The sequence below is a fragment of the Agrococcus sp. TSP3-2-1 genome, from assembly GCF_049897585.1.
Classification (GTDB): domain Bacteria; phylum Actinomycetota; class Actinomycetes; order Actinomycetales; family Microbacteriaceae; genus Agrococcus.
The window spans coordinates 168775-187180 of the sequence record NZ_JAFCWN010000001.1; the positions used below are offsets into that span (position 1 = coordinate 168775).

At 73.0% G+C, this 18406-nt stretch carries 22 protein-coding genes; 15 read left to right on the top strand and 7 right to left on the bottom strand.

The annotated features are described in order from the left end of the window. The first annotated feature begins 23 nt into the window (after positions 1 to 23). Complete coding sequence (gene proC / locus ACP7BI_RS00915) at positions 24 to 848, top strand: pyrroline-5-carboxylate reductase (protein ID WP_425843021.1); 825 nt, start codon at positions 24 to 26, stop codon at positions 846 to 848. Positions 849 to 854: 6 nt separating this feature from the next. On the opposite strand, the gene ACP7BI_RS00920 is transcribed toward proC, so the two are convergent. The 3 genes from ACP7BI_RS00920 to ACP7BI_RS00930 are packed head-to-tail and all read right to left on the bottom strand — an operon-like array spanning position 855 to position 3359. Further along, a complete protein-coding gene (locus ACP7BI_RS00920; RefSeq protein ID WP_425843023.1) occupies positions 855 to 1268 on the bottom strand; it encodes a YchJ family protein in 414 nt (137 codons plus the stop codon). Then, positions 1265 to 1936, bottom strand: coding sequence for a potassium channel family protein (locus ACP7BI_RS00925; RefSeq protein WP_211447662.1), 672 nt, complete (start codon positions 1934 to 1936; stop codon positions 1265 to 1267). The genes ACP7BI_RS00920 and ACP7BI_RS00925 overlap by 4 nt, the downstream gene beginning before the upstream one ends. After that, positions 1929 to 3359, bottom strand: coding sequence for a TrkH family potassium uptake protein (locus ACP7BI_RS00930; protein WP_425843025.1), 1431 nt, complete (start codon positions 3357 to 3359; stop codon positions 1929 to 1931). Before ACP7BI_RS00930 ends, ACP7BI_RS00925 begins: the two co-directional genes overlap by 8 nt. A gap of 129 nt (positions 3360 to 3488) precedes the next feature. On the opposite strand from ACP7BI_RS00930, the gene ACP7BI_RS00935 reads away from it, so the two are divergent. The 3 genes from ACP7BI_RS00935 (at position 3489) to ACP7BI_RS00945 (ending at position 4703) form a co-directional block, all read left to right on the top strand. After that, positions 3489 to 4172, top strand: coding sequence for an ArsR/SmtB family transcription factor (locus tag ACP7BI_RS00935; protein ID WP_425843027.1), 684 nt, complete (start codon positions 3489 to 3491; stop codon positions 4170 to 4172). A 113-nt stretch (positions 4173 to 4285) separates the two neighbouring features. Beyond that, positions 4286 to 4384 (top strand): 30S ribosomal protein bS22, encoded by a 99-nt coding sequence (locus tag ACP7BI_RS00940; RefSeq protein WP_021011861.1) that lies wholly within the window; start codon positions 4286 to 4288, stop codon positions 4382 to 4384. Between the two features lie 67 nt (positions 4385 to 4451). Continuing rightward, positions 4452 to 4703, top strand: a complete 252-nt coding sequence (locus ACP7BI_RS00945) for a glutaredoxin family protein (RefSeq protein WP_425843030.1) — start codon at positions 4452 to 4454, stop codon at positions 4701 to 4703. A gap of 133 nt (positions 4704 to 4836) precedes the next feature. On the opposite strand, the gene aspS is transcribed toward ACP7BI_RS00945, so the two are convergent. Beyond that, positions 4837 to 6159 (bottom strand): aspartate--tRNA(Asn) ligase, encoded by a 1323-nt coding sequence (gene aspS / locus ACP7BI_RS00950; RefSeq protein WP_425843032.1) that lies wholly within the window; start codon positions 6157 to 6159, stop codon positions 4837 to 4839. Between the two features lie 10 nt (positions 6160 to 6169). After that, positions 6170 to 6451, bottom strand: coding sequence for a hypothetical protein (locus ACP7BI_RS00955; protein WP_425843034.1), 282 nt, complete (start codon positions 6449 to 6451; stop codon positions 6170 to 6172). 75 nt (positions 6452 to 6526) lie between these two features. Between ACP7BI_RS00955 and ACP7BI_RS00960 the strand changes: the two genes are divergently transcribed. The 5 genes from ACP7BI_RS00960 to ccsB are packed head-to-tail and all read left to right on the top strand — an operon-like array spanning position 6527 to position 11121. After that, on the top strand, positions 6527 to 7168 hold the full coding sequence (locus ACP7BI_RS00960; protein WP_425843036.1) for a histidine phosphatase family protein: 642 nt from the start codon (positions 6527 to 6529) through the stop codon (positions 7166 to 7168). Between the two features lie 29 nt (positions 7169 to 7197). Beyond that, positions 7198 to 7761, top strand: coding sequence for a TlpA family protein disulfide reductase (locus tag ACP7BI_RS00965; protein ID WP_425843536.1), 564 nt, complete (start codon positions 7198 to 7200; stop codon positions 7759 to 7761). After that, on the top strand, positions 7758 to 8528 hold the full coding sequence (locus tag ACP7BI_RS00970) for a cytochrome c biogenesis CcdA family protein (RefSeq protein ID WP_425843038.1): 771 nt from the start codon (positions 7758 to 7760) through the stop codon (positions 8526 to 8528). Before ACP7BI_RS00965 ends, ACP7BI_RS00970 begins: the two co-directional genes overlap by 4 nt. Next, positions 8512 to 10164 carry a cytochrome c biogenesis protein ResB gene (gene resB / locus ACP7BI_RS00975; protein WP_425843040.1) on the top strand — a complete coding sequence of 551 codons (1653 nt, stop codon included), beginning with the start codon at positions 8512 to 8514 and terminating at the stop codon, positions 10162 to 10164. The genes ACP7BI_RS00970 and resB overlap by 17 nt, the downstream gene beginning before the upstream one ends. Positions 10165 to 10224: 60 nt before the next feature. After that, on the top strand, positions 10225 to 11121 hold the full coding sequence (gene ccsB / locus ACP7BI_RS00980; protein ID WP_425843537.1) for a c-type cytochrome biogenesis protein CcsB: 897 nt from the start codon (positions 10225 to 10227) through the stop codon (positions 11119 to 11121). A gap of 118 nt (positions 11122 to 11239) precedes the next feature. Here the strand turns inward: ccsB and ACP7BI_RS00985 are convergent, their stop codons facing one another. Both ACP7BI_RS00985 and ACP7BI_RS00990 read right to left on the bottom strand, forming a co-directional pair. Beyond that, complete coding sequence (locus ACP7BI_RS00985; RefSeq protein ID WP_425843042.1) at positions 11240 to 12109, bottom strand: endonuclease domain-containing protein; 870 nt, start codon at positions 12107 to 12109, stop codon at positions 11240 to 11242. A 169-nt stretch (positions 12110 to 12278) separates the two neighbouring features. Beyond that, the gene (locus ACP7BI_RS00990; protein WP_425843044.1) at positions 12279 to 13247 is read right to left on the bottom strand and encodes an o-succinylbenzoate synthase; all 969 of its coding nucleotides are present in this window, start codon (positions 13245 to 13247) and stop codon (positions 12279 to 12281) included. Between the two features lie 34 nt (positions 13248 to 13281). Between ACP7BI_RS00990 and ACP7BI_RS00995 the strand changes: the two genes are divergently transcribed. The 6 genes from ACP7BI_RS00995 to ACP7BI_RS01020 all read left to right on the top strand — a co-directional run bounded on the left by ACP7BI_RS00995 (position 13282) and on the right by ACP7BI_RS01020 (position 18399). Continuing rightward, complete coding sequence (locus ACP7BI_RS00995) at positions 13282 to 13614, top strand: hypothetical protein (RefSeq protein ID WP_425843046.1); 333 nt, start codon at positions 13282 to 13284, stop codon at positions 13612 to 13614. Positions 13615 to 13646: 32 nt separating this feature from the next. Then, a complete protein-coding gene (locus tag ACP7BI_RS01000) occupies positions 13647 to 14591 on the top strand; it encodes a hypothetical protein (protein WP_425843048.1) in 945 nt (314 codons plus the stop codon). A gap of 71 nt (positions 14592 to 14662) precedes the next feature. Then, on the top strand, positions 14663 to 15049 hold the full coding sequence (locus ACP7BI_RS01005; RefSeq protein WP_425843050.1) for a hypothetical protein: 387 nt from the start codon (positions 14663 to 14665) through the stop codon (positions 15047 to 15049). Positions 15050 to 15114: 65 nt separating this feature from the next. Beyond that, complete coding sequence (locus ACP7BI_RS01010) at positions 15115 to 16191, top strand: hypothetical protein (protein ID WP_425843052.1); 1077 nt, start codon at positions 15115 to 15117, stop codon at positions 16189 to 16191. Between the two features lie 5 nt (positions 16192 to 16196). Then, positions 16197 to 17291, top strand: a complete 1095-nt coding sequence (locus ACP7BI_RS01015) for a hypothetical protein (RefSeq protein ID WP_425843054.1) — start codon at positions 16197 to 16199, stop codon at positions 17289 to 17291. A 52-nt stretch (positions 17292 to 17343) separates the two neighbouring features. After that, on the top strand, positions 17344 to 18399 hold the full coding sequence (locus ACP7BI_RS01020) for a hypothetical protein (protein WP_425843056.1): 1056 nt from the start codon (positions 17344 to 17346) through the stop codon (positions 18397 to 18399). The last annotated feature ends 7 nt before the right edge of the window (positions 18400 to 18406 follow it).

An 18406-nucleotide genomic window follows, 5' to 3' on the forward strand; every position in this document is an offset into this window, starting at 1 on the left:
GCTCACGGCACTAGCCTGGCCGCATGCCAGAGCTGCTGCCTCCCATCGCCATGCTCGGTGTCGGCTCGATGGGCGGCGCGATCCTCACGGGGCTCGCGCGCCACGGCGCCGAGCGCATCGTCGTGACGAACCGCACCGCCGCGAAGGCGGGCGCGATCGGCCACGAGGGCGTCGAGTCGATCGCGCTCGAGTCCGAGCCGGGCGGCAACGCCCGCGCGGTCGCCGGCGCGAAGCTCGTCGTGCTCGGCGTCAAGCCCGCCGGGATCGTCGAGCTCGCGCGCGAGATCGCGCCGCGCCTCGAAGCGGATGCCGTGGTCGTCTCGATCGCGGCGGGCACGACGACCGCGTCCATCGAGGCCGTGCTGCCCGCATCCGTCGCCGTCGTCCGGGCGATGCCGAACACGCCCTCGCACGTGGGGCTCGGCGTCACGGGCGTGGCGGGCGGCAGCCGCGCCTCGGCCGACGACGTCGCGCTCGTCGCACGGCTGTTCGCGTCGGTCGGCGAGGTGCTCGAGCTGGACGAGTCGCAGATCGACGCGCTCTCGACCATCTCGGGCTCCGGGCCCGCCTACGTCTTCCTGCTCATCGAGGAGCTCACGCGCACGGCCGAGCGGATGGGCTTCACCCGCGAGCAGGCGGCGACGATGGTGCAGGGCACGTTCCGCGGCGCGAGCGAGCTGCTCGCCGCTGACGGCGCCGAGCCGGCCGAGCTGCGCCGCCGCGTGACGAGCCCGAAGGGCACGACCGAGCGCGCCGTCGCGGTGCTGCAGGAAGCGCGCCTCGGCGAGGTCTTCGACCGAGCGACGGCCGCCGCGCTCGAGCGCGCGCGGGAGCTCGCCGCGGGCTGAGCCCCGTCAGCGCTGCTGGCCGTCGAGGTACTGCCAGCCCTGGTCGCGACGGAAGCGGCTCAGCTCGCGCATCGCGCCGCGCGTCCCGTCGGCCACCCAGTGCGCGTCGAACGAGACGGTGCCCTCGCGGTCGAACGGACCGCCGGCGCTCGTGCCGACGATGTCGAGCCGGAGCCAGCGGATGCCCGGGTCGAGCTCGAGGGAGCGGGGCCGGGTCGTGGGGTGCCACGAGGCGAGCAGCCAGTCGACGTCGCCGAGCGCGAACGCCGTGAAGCGGGAGCGCATGAGCTGCTCGGCCGTCGCGGCCTCGCGCTCGCGGCGGTGCATGGGCCCGCAGCACTCGCCGTAGGTGAGGCCCGTGCCGCACGGGCAGCGCTTGCCGTCGTCGATCCCCGTGCCGCTCGCGCTCTCGGTGCTCACGCGCTCAGGCCCGCGAAGCGCTCGATGTCGTTCTGGTTGCCCGAGACGATGATGAGGTCGTGGTTCGAGACCACGGTCTCGGGGGTCGCGTAGGTGAACTCCCCGCCCGGGCTCTTCACGCCGACGACCGTCAGGTGGTACTTCGAGCGGATCTTCGACTCGGCGAGCGAGATGCCGCGGATGTGCTTCGGCGGGTACATCTTCACGATCGCGAACTGGTCGTCGAACTGGATGTAGTCGAGCATCCGTCCCGAGACGAGGTGCGCGACGCGCTCGCCGGCTTCCGCCTCGGGGTAGATCACGTGGTTGGCGCCGATGCGGCTGAGGATCTTGCCGTGCGACTGGCTGATCGCCTTCGCCCAGATCTGCGGGATGCCGAGGTCGACGAGGTTCGCGGTGATGAGCACCGATGCCTCGATGGACGAGCCGACGGCGCAGACCGCGATGGAGAAGTCCTGCGCGCCGACCTGCTTGAGCGCGTCGATCGAGCGGGCGTCGGCCTGCACGGTGTGGGTGAGGCGCTCCGACCACTTCTGCACGAGGTTGATGTCGCCGTCGATCGCGAGCACCTCGCGGTCGAGGCGCGCGAGCTGCCCCGCTGTCGCGGCGCCGAAGCGGCCCAGCCCGATCACGAGCACGGGGGCGTCGTGGGGGATCCTGTCAACCAACGATCGGCCTCTCCTCGGGGCGCGTGAACAGCTGCGTCCGCTGGCTCGCGGCGAGCGCCGCGGCGAGCGTCACACTACCGATGCGGCCGACGAACATCGTCAGCGCCAGGATCACCTTCGCCGAGTCCTCGAGTCCGCCGTGCGTGAAGCCGGTGGAGAGGCCGACCGTGCCGAACGCGCTGATGACGTCGAAGAGCACGAACGACAGCGGTGCACCGGTGATCTCGAGCAGCACGATGGTGACGAGGGCGATGATCGTCGCGCTCCAGAGCGTGACCGACACCGCCAGGCGCAGCACGTCGGAGGGGATGCGGCGCCCGAACGCCTCCATCGACTTCCGGCCCCGCGCCTCGGCGACCGCTGCCAGGAACAGGATCGCGAGCGTCGTCACCTTGATGCCGCCAGCGGTGGAGGCGGAGCCGCCGCCCACGAACATGAGCATGTCGGTCACGAGCAGGCTCGAGTTGTGCAGCAGCCCGAGGTCGTCGATCGCGAAGCCGCCCGACCGGGCCATGGTCGAGAGGAAGAAGGCGCGCATCAGCTGCTGGCCGAAGTCCTCGGTGCCCCACGAGTCGGGGTTCCCCCATTCGAGCACGAGGAACGCGAGCCCGCCGAGCAGGAAGAGCAGGAGCGAGACGGTGATGGTCAGCTTGACGTGCAGCGACCACTGCCGCGGCTTGCCGAGGTGCCGCAGGATGACGAAGTAGACGGGGAAGCCGAGCGAGCCGACGAAGACGCCGAGCATCAGCACGCCGAGGAACCACGGGTCGGTCGCGAAGGGCTCGAGCCCCTCGACGGTCGGCACGAAGCCCGAGTTCGTGAACGCCATGATCGACCAGTAGGTCGCCTCGTAGAGCGCGGTGAAGAAGTCCTTGCCCTCGAGCAGCAGCCGCGGCAGCAGCAGCACGACGAGCACGGCCTCGAACACGAGCACGGAGAGGGCGACGATGCGCAGCATCGAGCCGACCTCGCCGAGCCGGATGGCCTGCTGCTCCTGCACGACGCCGCGCCGCACGCGCGAGGGGTTCGAGTCGCTCGCCGCCATCAGGCGCTGCCGCAGGCCCAGCCGACGGGCGACGGTCATGCCGAGGATCGACGCGAGCGTCAGCACGCCGATGCCGCCGACCTGCACGCCGATGAGCACGACGGCGTTGCCGAAGGGACTCCAGTGCGTCGCCATGTCGACGACCGTGAGCCCCGTCACGCACACGACGCTCACGGCCTGGAAGAACGCGTCCACCGGGTCGGTCGCGCCCTCACCCGCCTTCGCCCACGGCGTCGCGAGCAGCACGGCGAAGACGAGGTTGAGCGCGGCGAAGACGATGATCGCGAAGCGCGCGGGGTAGGCGGCCGCGAAGTGCTCGACGGCGTCGCGCGATCGTTCGAGCAGCGTCGCATCGCTCGACGACCGCAGCTGCGCCACGTGCTGTGCCCTTCGCGGAACCGGAGCGCCGTCGGGCGGCGCAGGACGGGGCAAGCGTAGTCCTCGCGAGCGCCGTCACGCGCCGACCGCGGTTTGTCGCCCCCGGCTCGACGCTGGCATGCTTTCCACATGGCCGACATCTTCAGCGTGATCGCGGACAGCACGCGCCGCGACATCCTCGGGGTGCTCCTCGAGCGCCGCGCGACGACGGGGGACGCGTCGGTCAGCCAGATCGTCGAGGCCCTCGGCGTCCCGCAGCCGACGGTGTCGAAGCACCTCCGCACGCTGCGCGACGCGGGCCTCGTGACGGTGCGCGAGGACGGCCAGCACCGCCACTACGCGATCGTGCTCGCGCCGTTCGACGAGATCGACGACTGGCTCATGCCGTTCATCTTCGCCGAGGGCGACCAGGAGGAGGCGTCGCTCGGCGCGGCCGCCTTCGCCGCGTGGGCGGGCGTCAACGTGCAGGCGCCGCTCCGCGCCGCCGCCGACCAGGCGCGGCAGGCCGCCGAGCAGGCGCGCGTCGCCGCGGAGCAGGCGCTCGCGCGCGTCTCGGACACCGTCGAGCACCCCGCGCCGGTCGGCGCATCGATCGGTCGCCGCGCGGCCGATCGCGTGCACGACGTGCAGGAACGCGTGCAGGAGGCCCGGGACCGCATCCACGAGGTGCAGGAGCGCCTGCAGGAGCTCTCGGCGCGCAACGCGCAGCGGTTCGACGACGCGAAGGGCAAGCTGCGCGGTCGCGAGCAGCAGCAGCGCGACGGCGACACCGAGCGGCCCGCGCGCGACGCCGACGACGCCCGCCTGGACTGACCCCAGCGGCGCCCGTGCCGATTCCGGTACGATGGCGCGAGCGTTTTCCCTGCGCGGGCCTCGAGGCTGCGCAGCGTCAGCGAGCAATCCCGATTCGGAAGTGAGGAACCTCTATGGGTTCTGTCGTCAAGAAGCGCCGCAAGCGCATGGCGAAGAAGAAGCACCGCAAGCTGCTTCGTAAGACGCGCCACCAGCGTCGCAACCGCAAGTAGCCGGTTGCAGCCAAGGCCGGGACCTGCACTCGCAGGCTCCCGGCCTCTGCTTGTCTAGGCTGGAGCGATGGTCGAGATCACCCTCATCACCAAGCCCGGCTGCCACCTCTGCGACGACGCGCGGCCGGTCGTCGAGCGCGTCGTCGCCGGCTTCGACGAGGCGTCGCTCACGGAGCTGTCGATCCTCGACGACCCCGCGCTCGCGGAGCGCTACAGCGACGACATCCCCGTCGTGCTCATCGACGGGCGGCAGCACTCCGCGTGGCGCGTCGACGAGGCGAAGCTGACCGACCGCATCAAGACGCGGCTCGGCGCCTGACGCCCCCGCTGCCCGAGCGGTCGCCGCAGGCCGCGCATCGCGTCCGGTCGACTCCGTCTCGATACGCGCGCGGCGCGCGCTACTCGACGAGCGGAGGGACGCGCTGCGCGCGCTGCTCGACGAGCGGAGGACGCTACGGCTTCAGGCGCGTCGGGCCGCGGAAGAGGTACGTCGTCTCGCGGATCGAGCCGAGGCCGAGCATGAGCATCACGACGCGCGCGAGGCCCATGCCGAAGCCGCCGTGCGGGGGCACGCCGTAGCGGAAGAAGTCGAGGTACTCCTCGAGCTCCGACGCATCCATGCCCTTCTCGGCGATCTGCGCCTCGAGCACGTCGATGCGGTGCTCGCGCTGCGCGCCGGTCGAGATCTCGACCCCGTTGTAGATGAGGTCGTACGAGTTCGTCACCTCGCCGCGGCCCTCGGGGCGCAAGTGGTAGAACGGCCGCACGCCCGAGGGGTACTCGGTGACGAACACGAAGTCGTGCCCCATCGTCTCCTTGACGTGCGCCGAGATCTGGCGCTCCGCCTCGGGGTCGAGGTCGCCGTCGGCGCGCTCGATCGTGTGGCCGCGGGCCTCGACGATCGCCTTCACCTCGGCGTGGGGGATGCGCGGGAACGGCAGCGTCGGGACCTCGAGGGTGATGCCGAAGCGCTCCTCGATCTCGGCGCCGTGCCGCTCGACGACCGCGGCGACCGCCTTCGCGAGCAGCTGCTCGTGCAGCTGCATGACGTCCTCGTGCGAGTCGATCCAGGAGATCTCGGAGTCGATCGACGTGAACTCCGTCGCGTGGCGGCTCGTGAACGAGGGGTCGGCGCGGAAGGCCGGGCCGATCTCGAAGATCTTGCCGAAGCCGGCCGACTGCGCCATCTGCTTGAACAGCTGCGGCGACTGCGCGAGGTAGGCAGTCGTCTCGAAGTAGGGCACCTCGAAGAGCTCGGCGCGCGACTCGGAGGCGGTGGCCATGAGCTTCGGCGTGTGGAGCTCGATGAAGCCCTCATCAATCCAGTGCTGGCGCATCGCGTGCTCGATCGTGGTCTGCACGCGGAAGATGAGCTGCGCCTCGGGGCGGCGCAGGTCGAGGAAGCGCCAGTCGAGGCGCTTGTCGATCGACGAGTCGTCGGCTACGGGTGAGTCCTTCGCGACCGACTCGACCACGAGCGAGCCCATCTTGACCTCGAGCCCGCCGAGCTTGACGCGCTCGTCGGCCTTGAGGTCGCCCGTCACGGTGATGAACGAGCCGTGCATGAGCGCGGAGATCGTCGCGGCGGTCTCGGCGGTGTCGTCGTTGACCGGGTTGACGAGCTGCGCGGCGCCCGACTCGTCGCGCACGATGACGAACTGCACGCGCTTCTGGTCGCGCACCGTCTCGACCCAGCCCTGCACCTTCACCGGCCCATCCGGCAGCGACGCGAGGTCGGCGATGAGCGTGCGGGGGAGCGAGGTCGGCTGAGTCACGCGCTCGATCCTACCGACGACGCTCCGGCGCCCATCGCGCGATCCCGATCCAGCCGGCGACGAGCAGGGTCGCCGATGCGCCGAGCGCGACCCAGCCCGCCGCGGCCGGCACCGACGCATCCGCCCCGTCCGAGGCCACGAGCAGCCAGACGCCGGCACCCGCGAGCGCGACCACGACGAGCGCGACCGTGCCGCCGTGCGCGCGGTGCGCGATCGACCCGGCCCAGACCCACAGCATGGCGGCGCCTGCGGCGACGAGCAGCGCGGCGACGAGGGGCACGAGGAGGGGCACGCGCCCATCCTCTCGCGGCCGCGGGCGGTGTCCCGAGCGGGACCGCTCATAGACTCCGCAAGTACGATGAAGGCCATGCCCGCCCGTCGCCTCCATCTCGTGCGCCATGGCGAGGTGCACAACCCGGAGCGCATCCTCTACGGGCGGCTGCCCGGCTACCGCCTCTCCGAGCGCGGCGAGCGGATGGCCGAGCTCGCGGCCGAGCACCTCGCGAGCCGCCCCGTCGTGCGGCTCGCCGCGAGCCCGCTCGAGCGCGCCCAGCAGTCGGCGCAGCCGTGGGCCGATCGCTTCGGCCTCGAGATCCGCACCGAGCACCGCATCATCGAGCCGACGAACGAGTTCGAGGGCAAGGCCTTCGAGGCGAGCGGCGCGCTGCGGCACCCGTCGGCGTGGCCGCTGCTGCGCAACCCCCTCCGCCCCTCGTGGGGCGAGCCCTACACCGCCCTCGCCCAGCGCGTCATCGCCGCGATGGAGGACGCGTGGGACGAGCTCGACGAGTCGGACGACGACGGCGACATCGTGATGGTGAGCCACCAGTCGCCCATCTGGATCTCGCACCTCGCACTCGCGGGCAAGCCGCTCTGGCACGACCCCCGCAAGCGCCGCTGCCAGCTCTCGTCGATCACGAGCTACGTGCGCCGTGACGGCCGCATGGTCGAGGTCGACTACGCCGAGCCCGCCGCGGGCGTCGACGCCGTCGACGCGGGAGCGGTGTGAGCGGCGTGGCGACGAGGGCCGGTCGACGGATGCGCGTGGGCGCGCTCGCTGCGCTCGCTGCGCTCGCGCTCGCGGGCTGCTCGAGCGCCGACGGCGTGGCCGGGCAGGTCGGCGACGCGGGCTACATCGCGGGCGACGGCTTCGTGACCGAGGTGCCGCTCGCCGAGCGCCAGGCGCCGGGCGAGTTCGGCGGCCCGCTCGCAGGCGGCGGGGAGTTCGACTCGTCGGAGCTCGACGGCGTCGCGCTCGTCAACTTCTGGTATGCGGCGTGCCCGCCGTGCCGCGTCGAGGCGCCCGTGCTCGCCGAGCTGCACGCCGAGTTCGGCGATGAGGTCGACTTCATCGGCGTCAACACGCGCGACGGCGCCGCGCAGGCGACGGCGTTCGAGGAGCAGTTCGGCATCGACTACCCGTCGATCCTCGACGACGAGAGCGCCGAGGCGCAGCTCGCGTTCACCGGCATCGTCGCCCCCAACGCCGTGCCCTCGACGCTCGTGCTCGACAAGGAGGGCCGCGTCGCGGCGCGCGTCTCGGGCGCCGTCTCCGACACGAGCATCCTCGCGACCCTGCTGCGGGAGGAGCTCGAGCGGTGAGCGCCGCCTCCTCCCTCATCGCCGCCGCTTCCTTCGATCCGGCGGGCGCCGTGCTGAGCGGCCAGCTGCTCGTCTCGATCCCGATCGCGCTGCTGGCCGGCATCGTCTCGTTCGCGAGCCCGTGCATCCTGCCGCTCGTGCCGGGCTACCTCGGCCTCGTCGGCTCGCTCGTCGGCGAGCAGGGCCGCGGTCGCGGCCGGCTCGTGGGCGGCGTCAGCCTCTTCATCGCCGGCTTCACGCTCGTGTTCGTGCTCGGCAACGCGATCGTCGGCGCCGTCAGCTCGTTCCTGCTGCAGCACGGCGACACGCTCGTGCGCATCCTCGGCGGCGTGCTCATCGTGCTCGGCCTCGTCTTCGTCGGCCAGTTCTCGTTCCTGCAGCGCGTCTGGAAGCCGCAGCAGGTCAAGGCGGGCGGCCTGTGGGCGGCGCCGCTCGTCGGCGTCGTCTTCGCGCTCGGCTGGACGCCGTGCTCGGGCCCGACGCTCGCCGCGATCAGCGCGCTCACCGTCACGACCGGCTCGGCGGGGCAGGGCGCGCTCCTCGGCCTCGCCTACGCGCTCGGCCTCGGCATCCCGTTCCTGCTGCTCGCGCTCGGCCTCGGCTGGGCCGGCGGCGCCGTCGCGTGGATGCGTCGGCACATCCGGGCGATCAACGTCGCGGGCGGCGCGATGCTCATCGCGATCGGCGTGCTGATGGTCACCGGCGCGTGGAACGCCATCATGCAGTCCCTCCAGGGTTGGATCGCGAGCGTTGTCACAGTCATCTGATCCGCTGCGGCCGAGCGACCACGTCGACTCCACCGCCACGCCCTCGCAGCCGCCGCTCGGCGTGCGCGGCTGGGCGCGCTTCCTCTGGCGCCAGCTCACCTCGATGCGCACCGCGATCGTGCTGCTGCTCCTGCTCGCGGTCGCCGCGATCCCCGGCAGCCTCGTGCCGCAGGAGTCGAGCGACCCCAACGGCGTCATCCAGGTACGCGCCGACAACCCCGAGCTCGTCTGGTTCTACGACGCGTTCTCGCTCCACGACGTCTACTCGAGCCCGTGGTTCTCGGCGATCTACATCCTGCTGTTCACGTCACTCGTCGGCTGCGTCGTGCCGCGGCTCGCGCACCACTGGAAGGCGATGCGCGCGCAACCGCCGCGCACGCCCGCGCGCCTCTCGCGGCTCGTGGGGTTCCAGACCGTGCCCGGGGACGCATCCGACCTCGACCGCGCCGACCGCGTGCTGCGCCGCCTCGGCTACCGCACCGCCCGCTACGGCGAGTCGGTCTCGGCTGAGCGCGGCTACCTGCGCGAGACCGGCAACCTGCTCTTCCACATCTCGATGCTCGGCCTGCTGCTCGTCATCGGCCTCGGCTCGGGCTTCGGCTACGACGGGCAGCGCCTGCTCGTCGAGGGCCGCGGCTTCGCGAACACGCTCTCGAGCTTCGACTCGTTCTCGTCGGGGCAGTGGTTCGACGAGGCCTCGCTCGAGCCGTTCGCGGTCGTGCTCGACGACCTGCAGGTCGAGTACGAGACCGAGAACCGCGACGCGATCGGCGCGCCGCTCGACTTCACGGCGCTCGTGTCGGTCACCGACGAGGGCGGCGAGCGCGACGCGCAGATCAAGGTCAACGAGCCGCTGAACGTCGCGGGCGCCGACCTGTACCTCATCTCGAACGGCTACGCGCCGCGCATCTCGGTGCGGGATGCGTCGGGCGAGGTCGTGTACGACCAGTACACGCCGTTCCTCGCGCAGGACGACGCGATGACGAGCCTCGGCGTCATCAAGCTGCCGGACGGGCTCGAGGAGCAGCTGGGCCTGCGCGGCTTCTTCTACCCGACCGCGGTGCCGCTCGACACCGGCGCGCTCGCCTCCGCGTACCCCGACCTCGCGAACCCCGTGCTCTCGCTGCAGGCGTTCGCGGGCGACCTCGGGCTCGACCGCGGGGTGCCGCGCTCGGTGTACGCGCTCGAGACCGACGAGATGACGCAGATCGCCGGCGGCGACTCGGGGACGGACGCGTTGACGCTCGCCCCCGGGCAGACGATCGACATCCCCGGCGGGCTCGGCACCATCACGTTCGAGGACGTGCGGCGCTACGGCGTCATCGAGGTGCACGTCGACCACACGCAGGCGCCGGTGTTCTGGATCACGGTGCTGCTGTTCGTGTCGCTCCTCGCGTCGCTGCTCGTACCGCGCCGCCGCTTGTGGGTGAAGGCCGTGGGCGACCGGCTCGAGCTCGCGGGGCTCGCGCGCGGTGAGGACCCGACGCTCGAGCGCGCGGTCGACGACCTCGCGCGGCGGCTCGTCGACGAGGGCTCGGCGGCGGGCGACGACGACGCGTCGGCGGCGACGGATGCGGTCGGCGCGACCGCGGGCGAGGCCCGGTCGGCAGGGCCCACTGATAGGCCGCGAGAGTAGGATCCCGCCGTGACACCCGCTGAACTCGACGCCTGGTCGCTGCTGCTCGTGTACTCGGCCATGGCCGTCTACACGCTCGCGTTCGTCGCCTACGCGGTCGACGTCGCGCGTCGCTCCGCCGCAGCCGCCGTCCCCGAGGAGGCGCGCGAGCTCGTGAGCGCGGGCGCGCCCGGTGCGCCTGCGCGAGCCGCCGCATCCGCCCCCGCCGCCTCTTTGCCGGCCGCCCGTCCGGGCCGCGGGGCGCGCATCGGCTTCGCGCTCATCGTCATCGCGTGGGCGCTGCACCTCGGCGGCGTCGTGCTGCGCGGGCTCGCCGCCGACCGCGTGCCGTGGGCGAACATGTACGAGTTCGCGCTCACGGGCGTCGCCGTCATCGTCGGCGTCTTCGTGCTGTCCCGGCTGTGGCGCGACTTGAACTTCCTCGGCGTGTTCATCTCGGGCCTCGCGACCGTCTTCCTCGGGCTCGCGACCGTCAACTTCTACGTCACGCCGACGCCGCTGCCGCCCGCGCTGCAGTCCTACTGGCTCGTCATCCACGTCTTCGTCGCGACGCTCGCGACCGGCTTCTTCGCGCTCGGGTCGGGCCTCAGCATCCTGCAGCTCATCAAGGAGCGGCGCGACAGCGGCTTCCTGCGGGCGCTGCCCTCGACGGTGCAGCTCGAGGACCTCGCCTACCGCGTCGGCGTCATCGGCTTCATCTTCTGGACCTTCACGCTCATCGCCGGCGCGATCTGGGCCGAGTATGCCTGGGGGCGCTACTGGGGCTGGGACACGAAGGAGGTCTGGACCTTCGTGATCTGGGTCGTCTACGCCGGCTACATCCACGCGCGGGCGACGCGCGGCTGGCGCGGCTCGCGGTCGGCGTGGCTGCAGCTCGTGGGCTTCGCGGCGATCATCTTCAACTACTCGGTCGTCAACCTCTTCTTCAAGGGCCTGCACGCCTACAGCGGCCTCTAGGGTCTTCAACCGGATAGCCGGTGGGGCGAGGAGATATGTGTCGCGCCCCACCGGCTATCCGGTTGAGTTGGGCTCACCTGACGCGTTCGGGTGAGGAGGCGGTCCACCGCACAGCGTCTCAGCCCCAGATCGGGCGGAGGTGCGCGCGCCGCCGGACCAGGGCCAGCACGATCGACATGACGTAGTCGGGCTGGAAGAGCACCTGCTCGTACGTGAAGCGCAGCACGCGGTAGCCCATCGCCGTCAGCGCGGCGTCGCGCTCGCGATCCTTCGCCTGCTGCTGCGGCGTCGCGTGCCACAGCTGCGAGTCGATCTCGACGATGAGCGAGCGGCCGATGCGGAAGTCGGAGAAGTGGCCCGGCCGCGGCTCGAACTGGTGCACGTACCGGATGCCGGCGCGCCGCAGCAGGAGCGCGAACGTCGACTCCGAGCCGGAGCCCGTCTCACCGCTCGCGCGCTCCAGGCCGCGTCGTCGGTCTCGAGGCAAGCGTTCCGCGAGCTCGCGCACATCCTCCAGCGAGAGGCGTCCAGATGTCACCGCGGAGTCTGTCGCGCCGATGACATCGGCTTCCGACACACACGCGGTCGCGACCGCGAGGGCCGTCTCGGGCGCATCGATGCCGAACGTCGGTCGCTCCTCCGGCATCCAGAAGTGCAGGCGGTGCACGGTGATCCCCGCAGCCCGCTCCGAGCGGTGGACGCGCGCGCTGTGCGTCTCGCGGTGCACGCGCACGTGAAGGTGCTGCGGCCCGTGCGGTGTCCAGAGGCCGTGCTCCCGGAACGCCGAGACGCAGGTCAGCACGCCGCCCGCCTGCAGCGCCCGCGTGACGTCGTTGCGCACGCCCGCCAGCGCTAACCAGCCCCGGAGCGGCGACCAGAGCCGGCCTTCCGCGCGGTGCCGCACGAGCTCGTCGCCCGTGGCGAAGTCGCGCGCGGCCCGGGTCGTGCAGACGCCGCCGACTGTTCCCATCCACTCGAGGAGCTCCATGCGCGCACCATGCGCCCACGCGCTGCGCGTCCGCGCGGCGCGAACGGCCAGATGTGCACAACCCGGCCCGCGCTCCGCTGCCCGCCGCCCCAGTCGAGCGAGCCTCAACCGGATAGTCGGTGGGGCGCGACACATATCTCCTCACCCGACCGACTGTCCGGTTGAAGACTCAGAGGTGGGGGAGCGCCGACGCGAGCCGCTCGCGCCAGTGCTCGACCCGCTCGGGCGCAGCCGCGTGCGCCTCGAGCAGCGCAGGGTCGGGAGAGACGCGGCCGACCGGGATGACGCCGCCGACCGGCACGAGCGGCGCCGCGACGTCGGCCGCGAGCAGCGCGCCCGTGCCGAGCCCGCAGTCGTAGGGCAGCTCGGGCAGCGCGCCGGCGAGCCCGGCGCCCATCGAGAGCCCCACCGACGTGTCGAGCGCCGACGAGACGACCGCGGGCAGCCCCGCCTCGGCGACGATCTCGAGCACCGCGCGGATGCCGCCGAGCGGCTGCGCCTTCACCACCACGACGTCGGCGGCACCGGCTCGCGCGACGAGCAGCGGGTCCTCCGCCTTCCGCACCGACTCGTCGGCCGCGATCGGGATGTCGAGCTTCCGCACCCGGGAGCGCAGCTCCGTGAGCTCCGGGACGGTCGCGCACGGCTGCTCGACGTACTCGAGATCGAAGCGCTCGAGCGCCCGGATCGCCGACTCGGCCTCGTCGAGGTTCCAGCCGCCGTTCGCGTCGAGCCGGATGCGCACGTCGGGCAGCAGCGCCCGCACCTCCGCGACGCGCGCGACGTCGTCGGCGAGCACCTGGCCGCGCTCGGCGACCTTGACCTTCACCGTGCGGCAGCCGTCGTAGCGCGCGAGCACGCCCGCGACCGCGTCCGGCGCGACGGCCGGCAGCGTCGCGTTGACCGGCACAGAACCGCGCATCGGGGCAGGTCGCTCGCGATCGGCGTCCTCGAGCGCGGCCCGCAGCCAGCGCGCGGCCTCCTCGGCCTCGTACTCGAGGAACGGGCTCCACTCGCCCCAACCGGCGGAGCCCGAGAAGAGCGCCGCCTCCCGCACCTCGACGCCGCGGAAGCGCGTGGCGAGCGGCAGCGACACGACGTGCATGCGGTCGGCGAGCCGCTCGAGGGCGAGGTCCACGCGCCCATGCTCGCACGCCTGCCATGATCGTCCCGTGGAGCTGCCCTGGGTCGTCGAGACGCGCGCCGCGCGCACCCGTCGCCGCAACCCCGTCTGGGGCATCCTCGCGCTCGTCGCCGCGGTGCTGTGCGGGGCGATGCTGCTGCTGTGCTTCGGCATCGCCGTCGTCGACCTCGACGGGCTCGTCGTGTGGCTCCTGCCGCTGTGGGGCATCTTCACGCTGCTCGGCCTGTGGTTCGCGATCGCGGCGCTCGCGAAGCGCGGCACCGCGAACATCACGATGGCCGCGATCGCCGGCGGCCTGCTCGTCATCTCCAACCCGGTCGTCTTCCTCATCATCGGCTTCGCGCTCGGCCTCCTGCAGTAGACGGGGGCGGATGCGGTGGCATCCTTGGTCGCATGGCGACGGCGCCGCAGTTCCAGATGCCCGACGAGGACCCGGCCCCGCCGGAGCGCGCCACCTCCCGCCGGGCGATGATCGCGATCGCGCTCGTCGCCCTCCTCGTCGGCATCGCGGGCACGCTCGGCGTGCAGGCCCTGCTCGAGCGGAACGGCCCCCGCTCCGAGCAAGCGGCGCGCGAGGCGGTGCTCGACTACCTCGAGGCGATCGCGACGGGTGACGATGAGGCCGCCGACGAGGCGCTGCTCCCGTCCGCCGAGCGCGCCGCCGCCCTGCCGAGCACGATCGCTCGGGACGGTCGGCTCCGCTCGCCCCGCGTCGCCGCGGTCGAGCTCGGCGACGGCACCGCGAGCGTCGACGTCACGTACCTCGTCGCCGAGCGCACGGTGCTGCGCGAGATCGACGCCGTCTACGCCGACGGCGCGTGGCGCATGCAGCGCACCCTCGCTGAGCCCGTCGCGATCGCGACCGCCCTCTCGGTGCCCGTGCAGGTCGACGGCATCGGCGTCGTGCCCGCGACGCGCAGCCTGCTGCTGCTGCCCGGCAGCCACGCGATCGCGGCGATCGACGCCCCGCTCGTGACGATGCCGGCCACGTCGTTCGAGACCGACGGCGACCCGCGCTCGCGCGTCGCGGTCGACCTGACGCCGACCCTCACCGATGCCGCGATCGATGCGCTCGAGGCCGCCGGCCGCGACTTCGTCGCCGAGTGCGTCGCAGCCCGCTCGTGCGCCCTGCCGCCCGCCTTCGACGCGTCCCAGCTGCCGCGCCCCATCGTCGTGCCCCGCACCGGGCAAGCCGGCGAGGTCGCCGTGCAGATGCCGATCGCGTCGGGCGAGGTGGGCACGTCGCTCGAGGTCGTCGGGTTCATGGACCCGACGCTCAGCGCCTTCGAGGGCATGCGCTGCGCGCTCGCCGGCGCCGAGCCGCGCAGCTGCGGCTGACGCCGCGGAGGAGTGCGGATGCCTCCGCGCGCCTGCCCGGGCGGGCGACGCAGCGCTCGTAGCATCGGGCGATGCTCGAAGAACTCCTCGCAGAGGCCGACCAGCGCGCGCCCCGCACGCCGCGCGCCGTGCGCGACCGGCGGGCCGCCCGCCTCGGCGCCATGTCGCTGTGGCTCATGCTCGGCGCGCTCGTGCTGCAGGGCATCTCGCTCGTGCAGCAGCTGAGCTACCTCTTCGCACCGCGTCCGGGCGAGCTGCTCGTGCTCGTCGTCGTGCTCGTGCTCGCCGTCGCGGCCGGCCTCGGCGCGGTCGTCGTCGGCTGCCTGGCGTCGAGGAGCACGGATGGGCGACGCACCGGCGTCTTCGGCGCCGCCCTCGCGCTCGGCTTCCTCGTGCTCTTCGGCGCGGCGAGCTGGTTCGGCTGGGGCTTCCTCGGCGCGCTCTCCGCGCCCATCTGACCCGCCTTCGTAACGATTCGCGCAGCGCGGGCGCGAACGGCGCATCCGACCGCCAGGATGGTCGCGTGTCGACGGAGATGCCCGAGTTCGAGATGCCCGACGTGGTGCCGCCGCCCCTCCCGGCGCCCGGCCCGGGCACGCTCGCTCCGACCGCCGCCGCTCCGACCGCGGTCGGCGAGACGGAGCTGACGGCGGAGCCCGCGCTCGAGGCCCCGCCGATCCCGTCTCGACCGCGCGTCGTCTGGCGGCACGTGCTCGCCGCGGCGCTCGTCGGGGTCATCGCGGGGGCCGCCGTGCCGGCCGCGCTGCAGGCCTTCGACCGGGCCGCAGCGGCGGCAGAGATCGATGGTATGCGTTCCCTCGCCACCGACTACCTCACCGCGATCGCCGAGGGGCGCGCCGATGATGCGACCGCTCTCGCCCCGTCGGCGGCCCGGACGCCGCTCGCGCCTGCGCCCGTCCTCGCAGCGGCTCGGCCGATCGAGCGGACCGAGGTGCGGCTCGTGCACCTGGATGGCGACCGGGGCTCTGTGGAGGTGCGCTACCGCGTGGGCGGCTCCGACATCTTCGGCTCGCTCGACGTCGAGCGCCGCGACGGCCGCTGGCAGCTCGCGACGACGCTCGTGGAGCCGGTGAGCGTCTACAGCTCCGACGATCGATCGACGCTCACGATCGCCGGCATGACCGTCGAATCCGGCAGGGCGCTCCTCTACCCCGGCGTGTACGTGCCCGAGAGCGACGCAGGCCCAGTGCTCGTCTCGCGAGCCGAGAGCTTCGTCGTGGATGGCGACCCGCGCTCGCCCACCGAGACGTACCGCATGTCGGAGCTCGCGCCAGAGCTGTCGGAGCTCGCCGCGGCGCACGCCCTCGCGGCCGTCGCAGCGTGCCAGCGCGCCGACGCTTGCGAGGTTCCCGCCGGCGAGACGCTGCGAACGACCGATCAGGTGCACGTCGTCTTCAGCGACCTCGAACGCGGCCGGCTCGACCTCAGCGTGCCCCTCTCGCCGGAGTCGCCGACGGGCACCTGGCTCGACCTGCAGGTGCGGCTGAGCGTCGACGCGGACGGCCGACCGCTCGATTGGCTCTGCGGACGACCGGGGCGGTTCGACGGCGACCTCTCGCCCTGCCCCGCGATCGACTGAGCCGCATGGGTGGCGATGTGCGCGATCGCGAGCCGGTCCACGGCATCCCGGAGTTCGAGATGCCGCCGGAGTTGTCGCATCCCGAGCCCCACGGCGCGGCGCGCGATGCGCCTCGCGACGTCGACGGGGCAGCGTCGGGCTTCGCGCTCGAGGAGCCCGCGCCGGCACTGGTCGGGCGCCGTCGCGTCGGCTGGCGCCACGTGATCGCCGCCGGCGTCGTGGGCGCGCTCGTCGGCGCCGCGGTGCCCGCGACCCTGCAGGCGCTCGACCGCGCCGCGGTCGCCGACGACGTCGAGCGGCTCCGCGCCGTCGCCGCCGACTACCTCGCGGCGGTGGCCGAGCGTCGCGCCGACGAGGCGACGGCGCTCGTGCCGCTCATGCAGGGCGCCGAGGCGGCCGCGATCGCGCCGGCCGAGCTGCTCGCCGCGGCGCGGCCGATCGAGCAGCCGGACGTGCGGCTCGTGCACATCGACGGCGACGTCGGCACCGTCGAGGTGCGCTTCCGGGTCGGCGGCCGCGAGCACGCGCGGTCGCTCGACGCGGAGCGGATCGACGGGCGGTGGGCGCTGCTGACCTCGCTCGCCGAGCGCGCGATCGTGCAGCCGTTCGACAACGGCCTGCAGGTGTCGATCGCCGGGGTCTCGCTCACCGAGCGCCAGGTGCGGCTCTACCCGGGCACGTACGAGCTCGACCTCGTCGAGGGACCGGTCTTCGTCGTCGGCGGGGAGCGCGTCGCGATCGACGGCGACCCGCGCACGCCCACAGAGATCCACGTCGAGCGCCGGCTCTCCGAGCCGCTCGCCGAGCTCGCGGCCGACTTCGCGATCGCCGCGGGAGTCGAGTGCCAGGCAGAGAGGTCGTGCCCGATCGCCGACGGCGCGCTGCTCGGCACCCCCGAGAGCGCGTACGTGCGGTCGATCGAACCGGACGGCAGGATCCAGCTCGGCGTGCCGCTCGTCGCGACGGCGGGCACCACCTCCTCCTGGTTCGAGCTCTCGATGCGGCTGGCGGTCGACGAAGAGGGCCGCCCGCTCGAGTGGGAGTGCGGGGTGCCGGGCGCCGCCGACGGTGCGCTCGCCCCGTGCCCGACCCACGACTGAGCCGCCGAACCCACCGCTTCCCGAGCGATCGCGACGGGTGCATCATGAGCGCATGGCGGGCGAGATGCCGCAGTTCGAGATGCCGCCGCCGGTGGCTCCGAGGGTCGGCGCCGTGCCGCTCGCGACGCCCTCGCCACCCGCGCCCGAGGTGCGCGAGCGCGCGATCGAGCCGGATGCATCCGCACACGTGCGCGGGAGCCGCGCGTTCCTCCTCAAGCACGTCGCGGCCGCGGCCCTCGTCGGCCTCGCGATCGGCGCCGGCGTGCCTGCGGCGCTCGAGATCGCGGAGCGGACCGCTGCCGGGGCCGCGGTCGAGAGCCTCCGCGCGACCGCGCTCGACTACGTCGACGCGATCGCCGAGGGCGACTCGCGCCGCGCGAGCGAGATGGTGCCCATCCGCGGCCTCGCCTACGCCGCGCCCCCGGAGGTGCTGCGCTCGGCCCGCCCGATCGAGGTACCCGAGGTCGAGGTCGTGCACATCGAGGGCGACCGAGGCACCGCGGAGGTGCACTATCGCGTGCGGGGCGTCGACGTCTTCCGCACGCTGCAGGCCGAGCGCGTCGACGGCGCGTGGGAGCTGCGCACCTCGCTCGCCGAGGCGCTCGACCTCGTCGGCCTCGACCCCGGCACCCGCGCCTCGATCGTCGGCGTCGAGCTGACGGGATTCCTGCCCGTGCTGCTCTACCCGGGCGTCTACGAGCTCGACGAGGTCGCCGGGCCAGTGCTCGTCGTGGGCGGGAACGCGTTCACGGTCGACGGCGATCCACGCACCCCGAGCGAGCCCGACCTCTCGGTCACGGTCGTGCGAGCGGTGGGCGATCGCGCGACCGAGCTCGCCGCGGCGCAGGTCGACGAGTGCTGGCAGCGCAACGGCTGCCTCGTGCCGCACGCCTCGCGCATCCGCTTCGACGATCGCGTGCACGTCGCGGGCGTCGACCCCGTCGCGCGCACCGTCGACCTGTCGGTCGGCTTCATGACGCTCGACGAGCCGGGCCGCGAGGCGTTCGACGTGCAGGTGCGCGTCACGCTCGACGAGCACGACCGGCCCGTGCGCTGGGAGTGCGGCGAGCCGGGCTGGTTCGGCACCGCGCTCGAGGCCTGCGGCTGACCCTGGC

Excerpts from the sequence above, each read along its gene's own strand:
- proC (WP_425843021.1), top strand. The coding sequence starts at position 24 with ATGCCAGAGCTGCTGCCTCCCATCGCCATGCTCGGTGTCGGCTCGATG.
- ccsB (WP_425843537.1), top strand. The coding sequence starts at position 10,225 with ATGGCCGTCTACACGCTCGCGTTCGTCGCCTACGCGGTCGACGTCGCG.
- ACP7BI_RS00945 (WP_425843030.1), top strand. The coding sequence starts at position 4,452 with ATGGTCGAGATCACCCTCATCACCAAGCCCGGCTGCCACCTCTGCGAC.
- ACP7BI_RS01000 (WP_425843048.1), top strand. The coding sequence starts at position 13,647 with ATGGCGACGGCGCCGCAGTTCCAGATGCCCGACGAGGACCCGGCCCCG.
- ACP7BI_RS00935 (WP_425843027.1), top strand. The coding sequence starts at position 3,489 with ATGGCCGACATCTTCAGCGTGATCGCGGACAGCACGCGCCGCGACATC.
- ACP7BI_RS00940 (WP_021011861.1), top strand. The coding sequence starts at position 4,286 with ATGGGTTCTGTCGTCAAGAAGCGCCGCAAGCGCATGGCGAAGAAGAAG.
- ACP7BI_RS00965 (WP_425843536.1), top strand. The coding sequence starts at position 7,198 with ATGCGCGTGGGCGCGCTCGCTGCGCTCGCTGCGCTCGCGCTCGCGGGC.
- ACP7BI_RS01005 (WP_425843050.1), top strand. The coding sequence starts at position 14,663 with ATGCTCGAAGAACTCCTCGCAGAGGCCGACCAGCGCGCGCCCCGCACG.
- ACP7BI_RS01020 (WP_425843056.1), top strand. The coding sequence starts at position 17,344 with ATGGCGGGCGAGATGCCGCAGTTCGAGATGCCGCCGCCGGTGGCTCCG.
- ACP7BI_RS00960 (WP_425843036.1), top strand. The coding sequence starts at position 6,527 with ATGCCCGCCCGTCGCCTCCATCTCGTGCGCCATGGCGAGGTGCACAAC.
- ACP7BI_RS00985 (WP_425843042.1), bottom strand. The coding sequence starts at position 12,109 with ATGGAGCTCCTCGAGTGGATGGGAACAGTCGGCGGCGTCTGCACGACC.
- ACP7BI_RS01015 (WP_425843054.1), top strand. The coding sequence starts at position 16,197 with ATGGGTGGCGATGTGCGCGATCGCGAGCCGGTCCACGGCATCCCGGAG.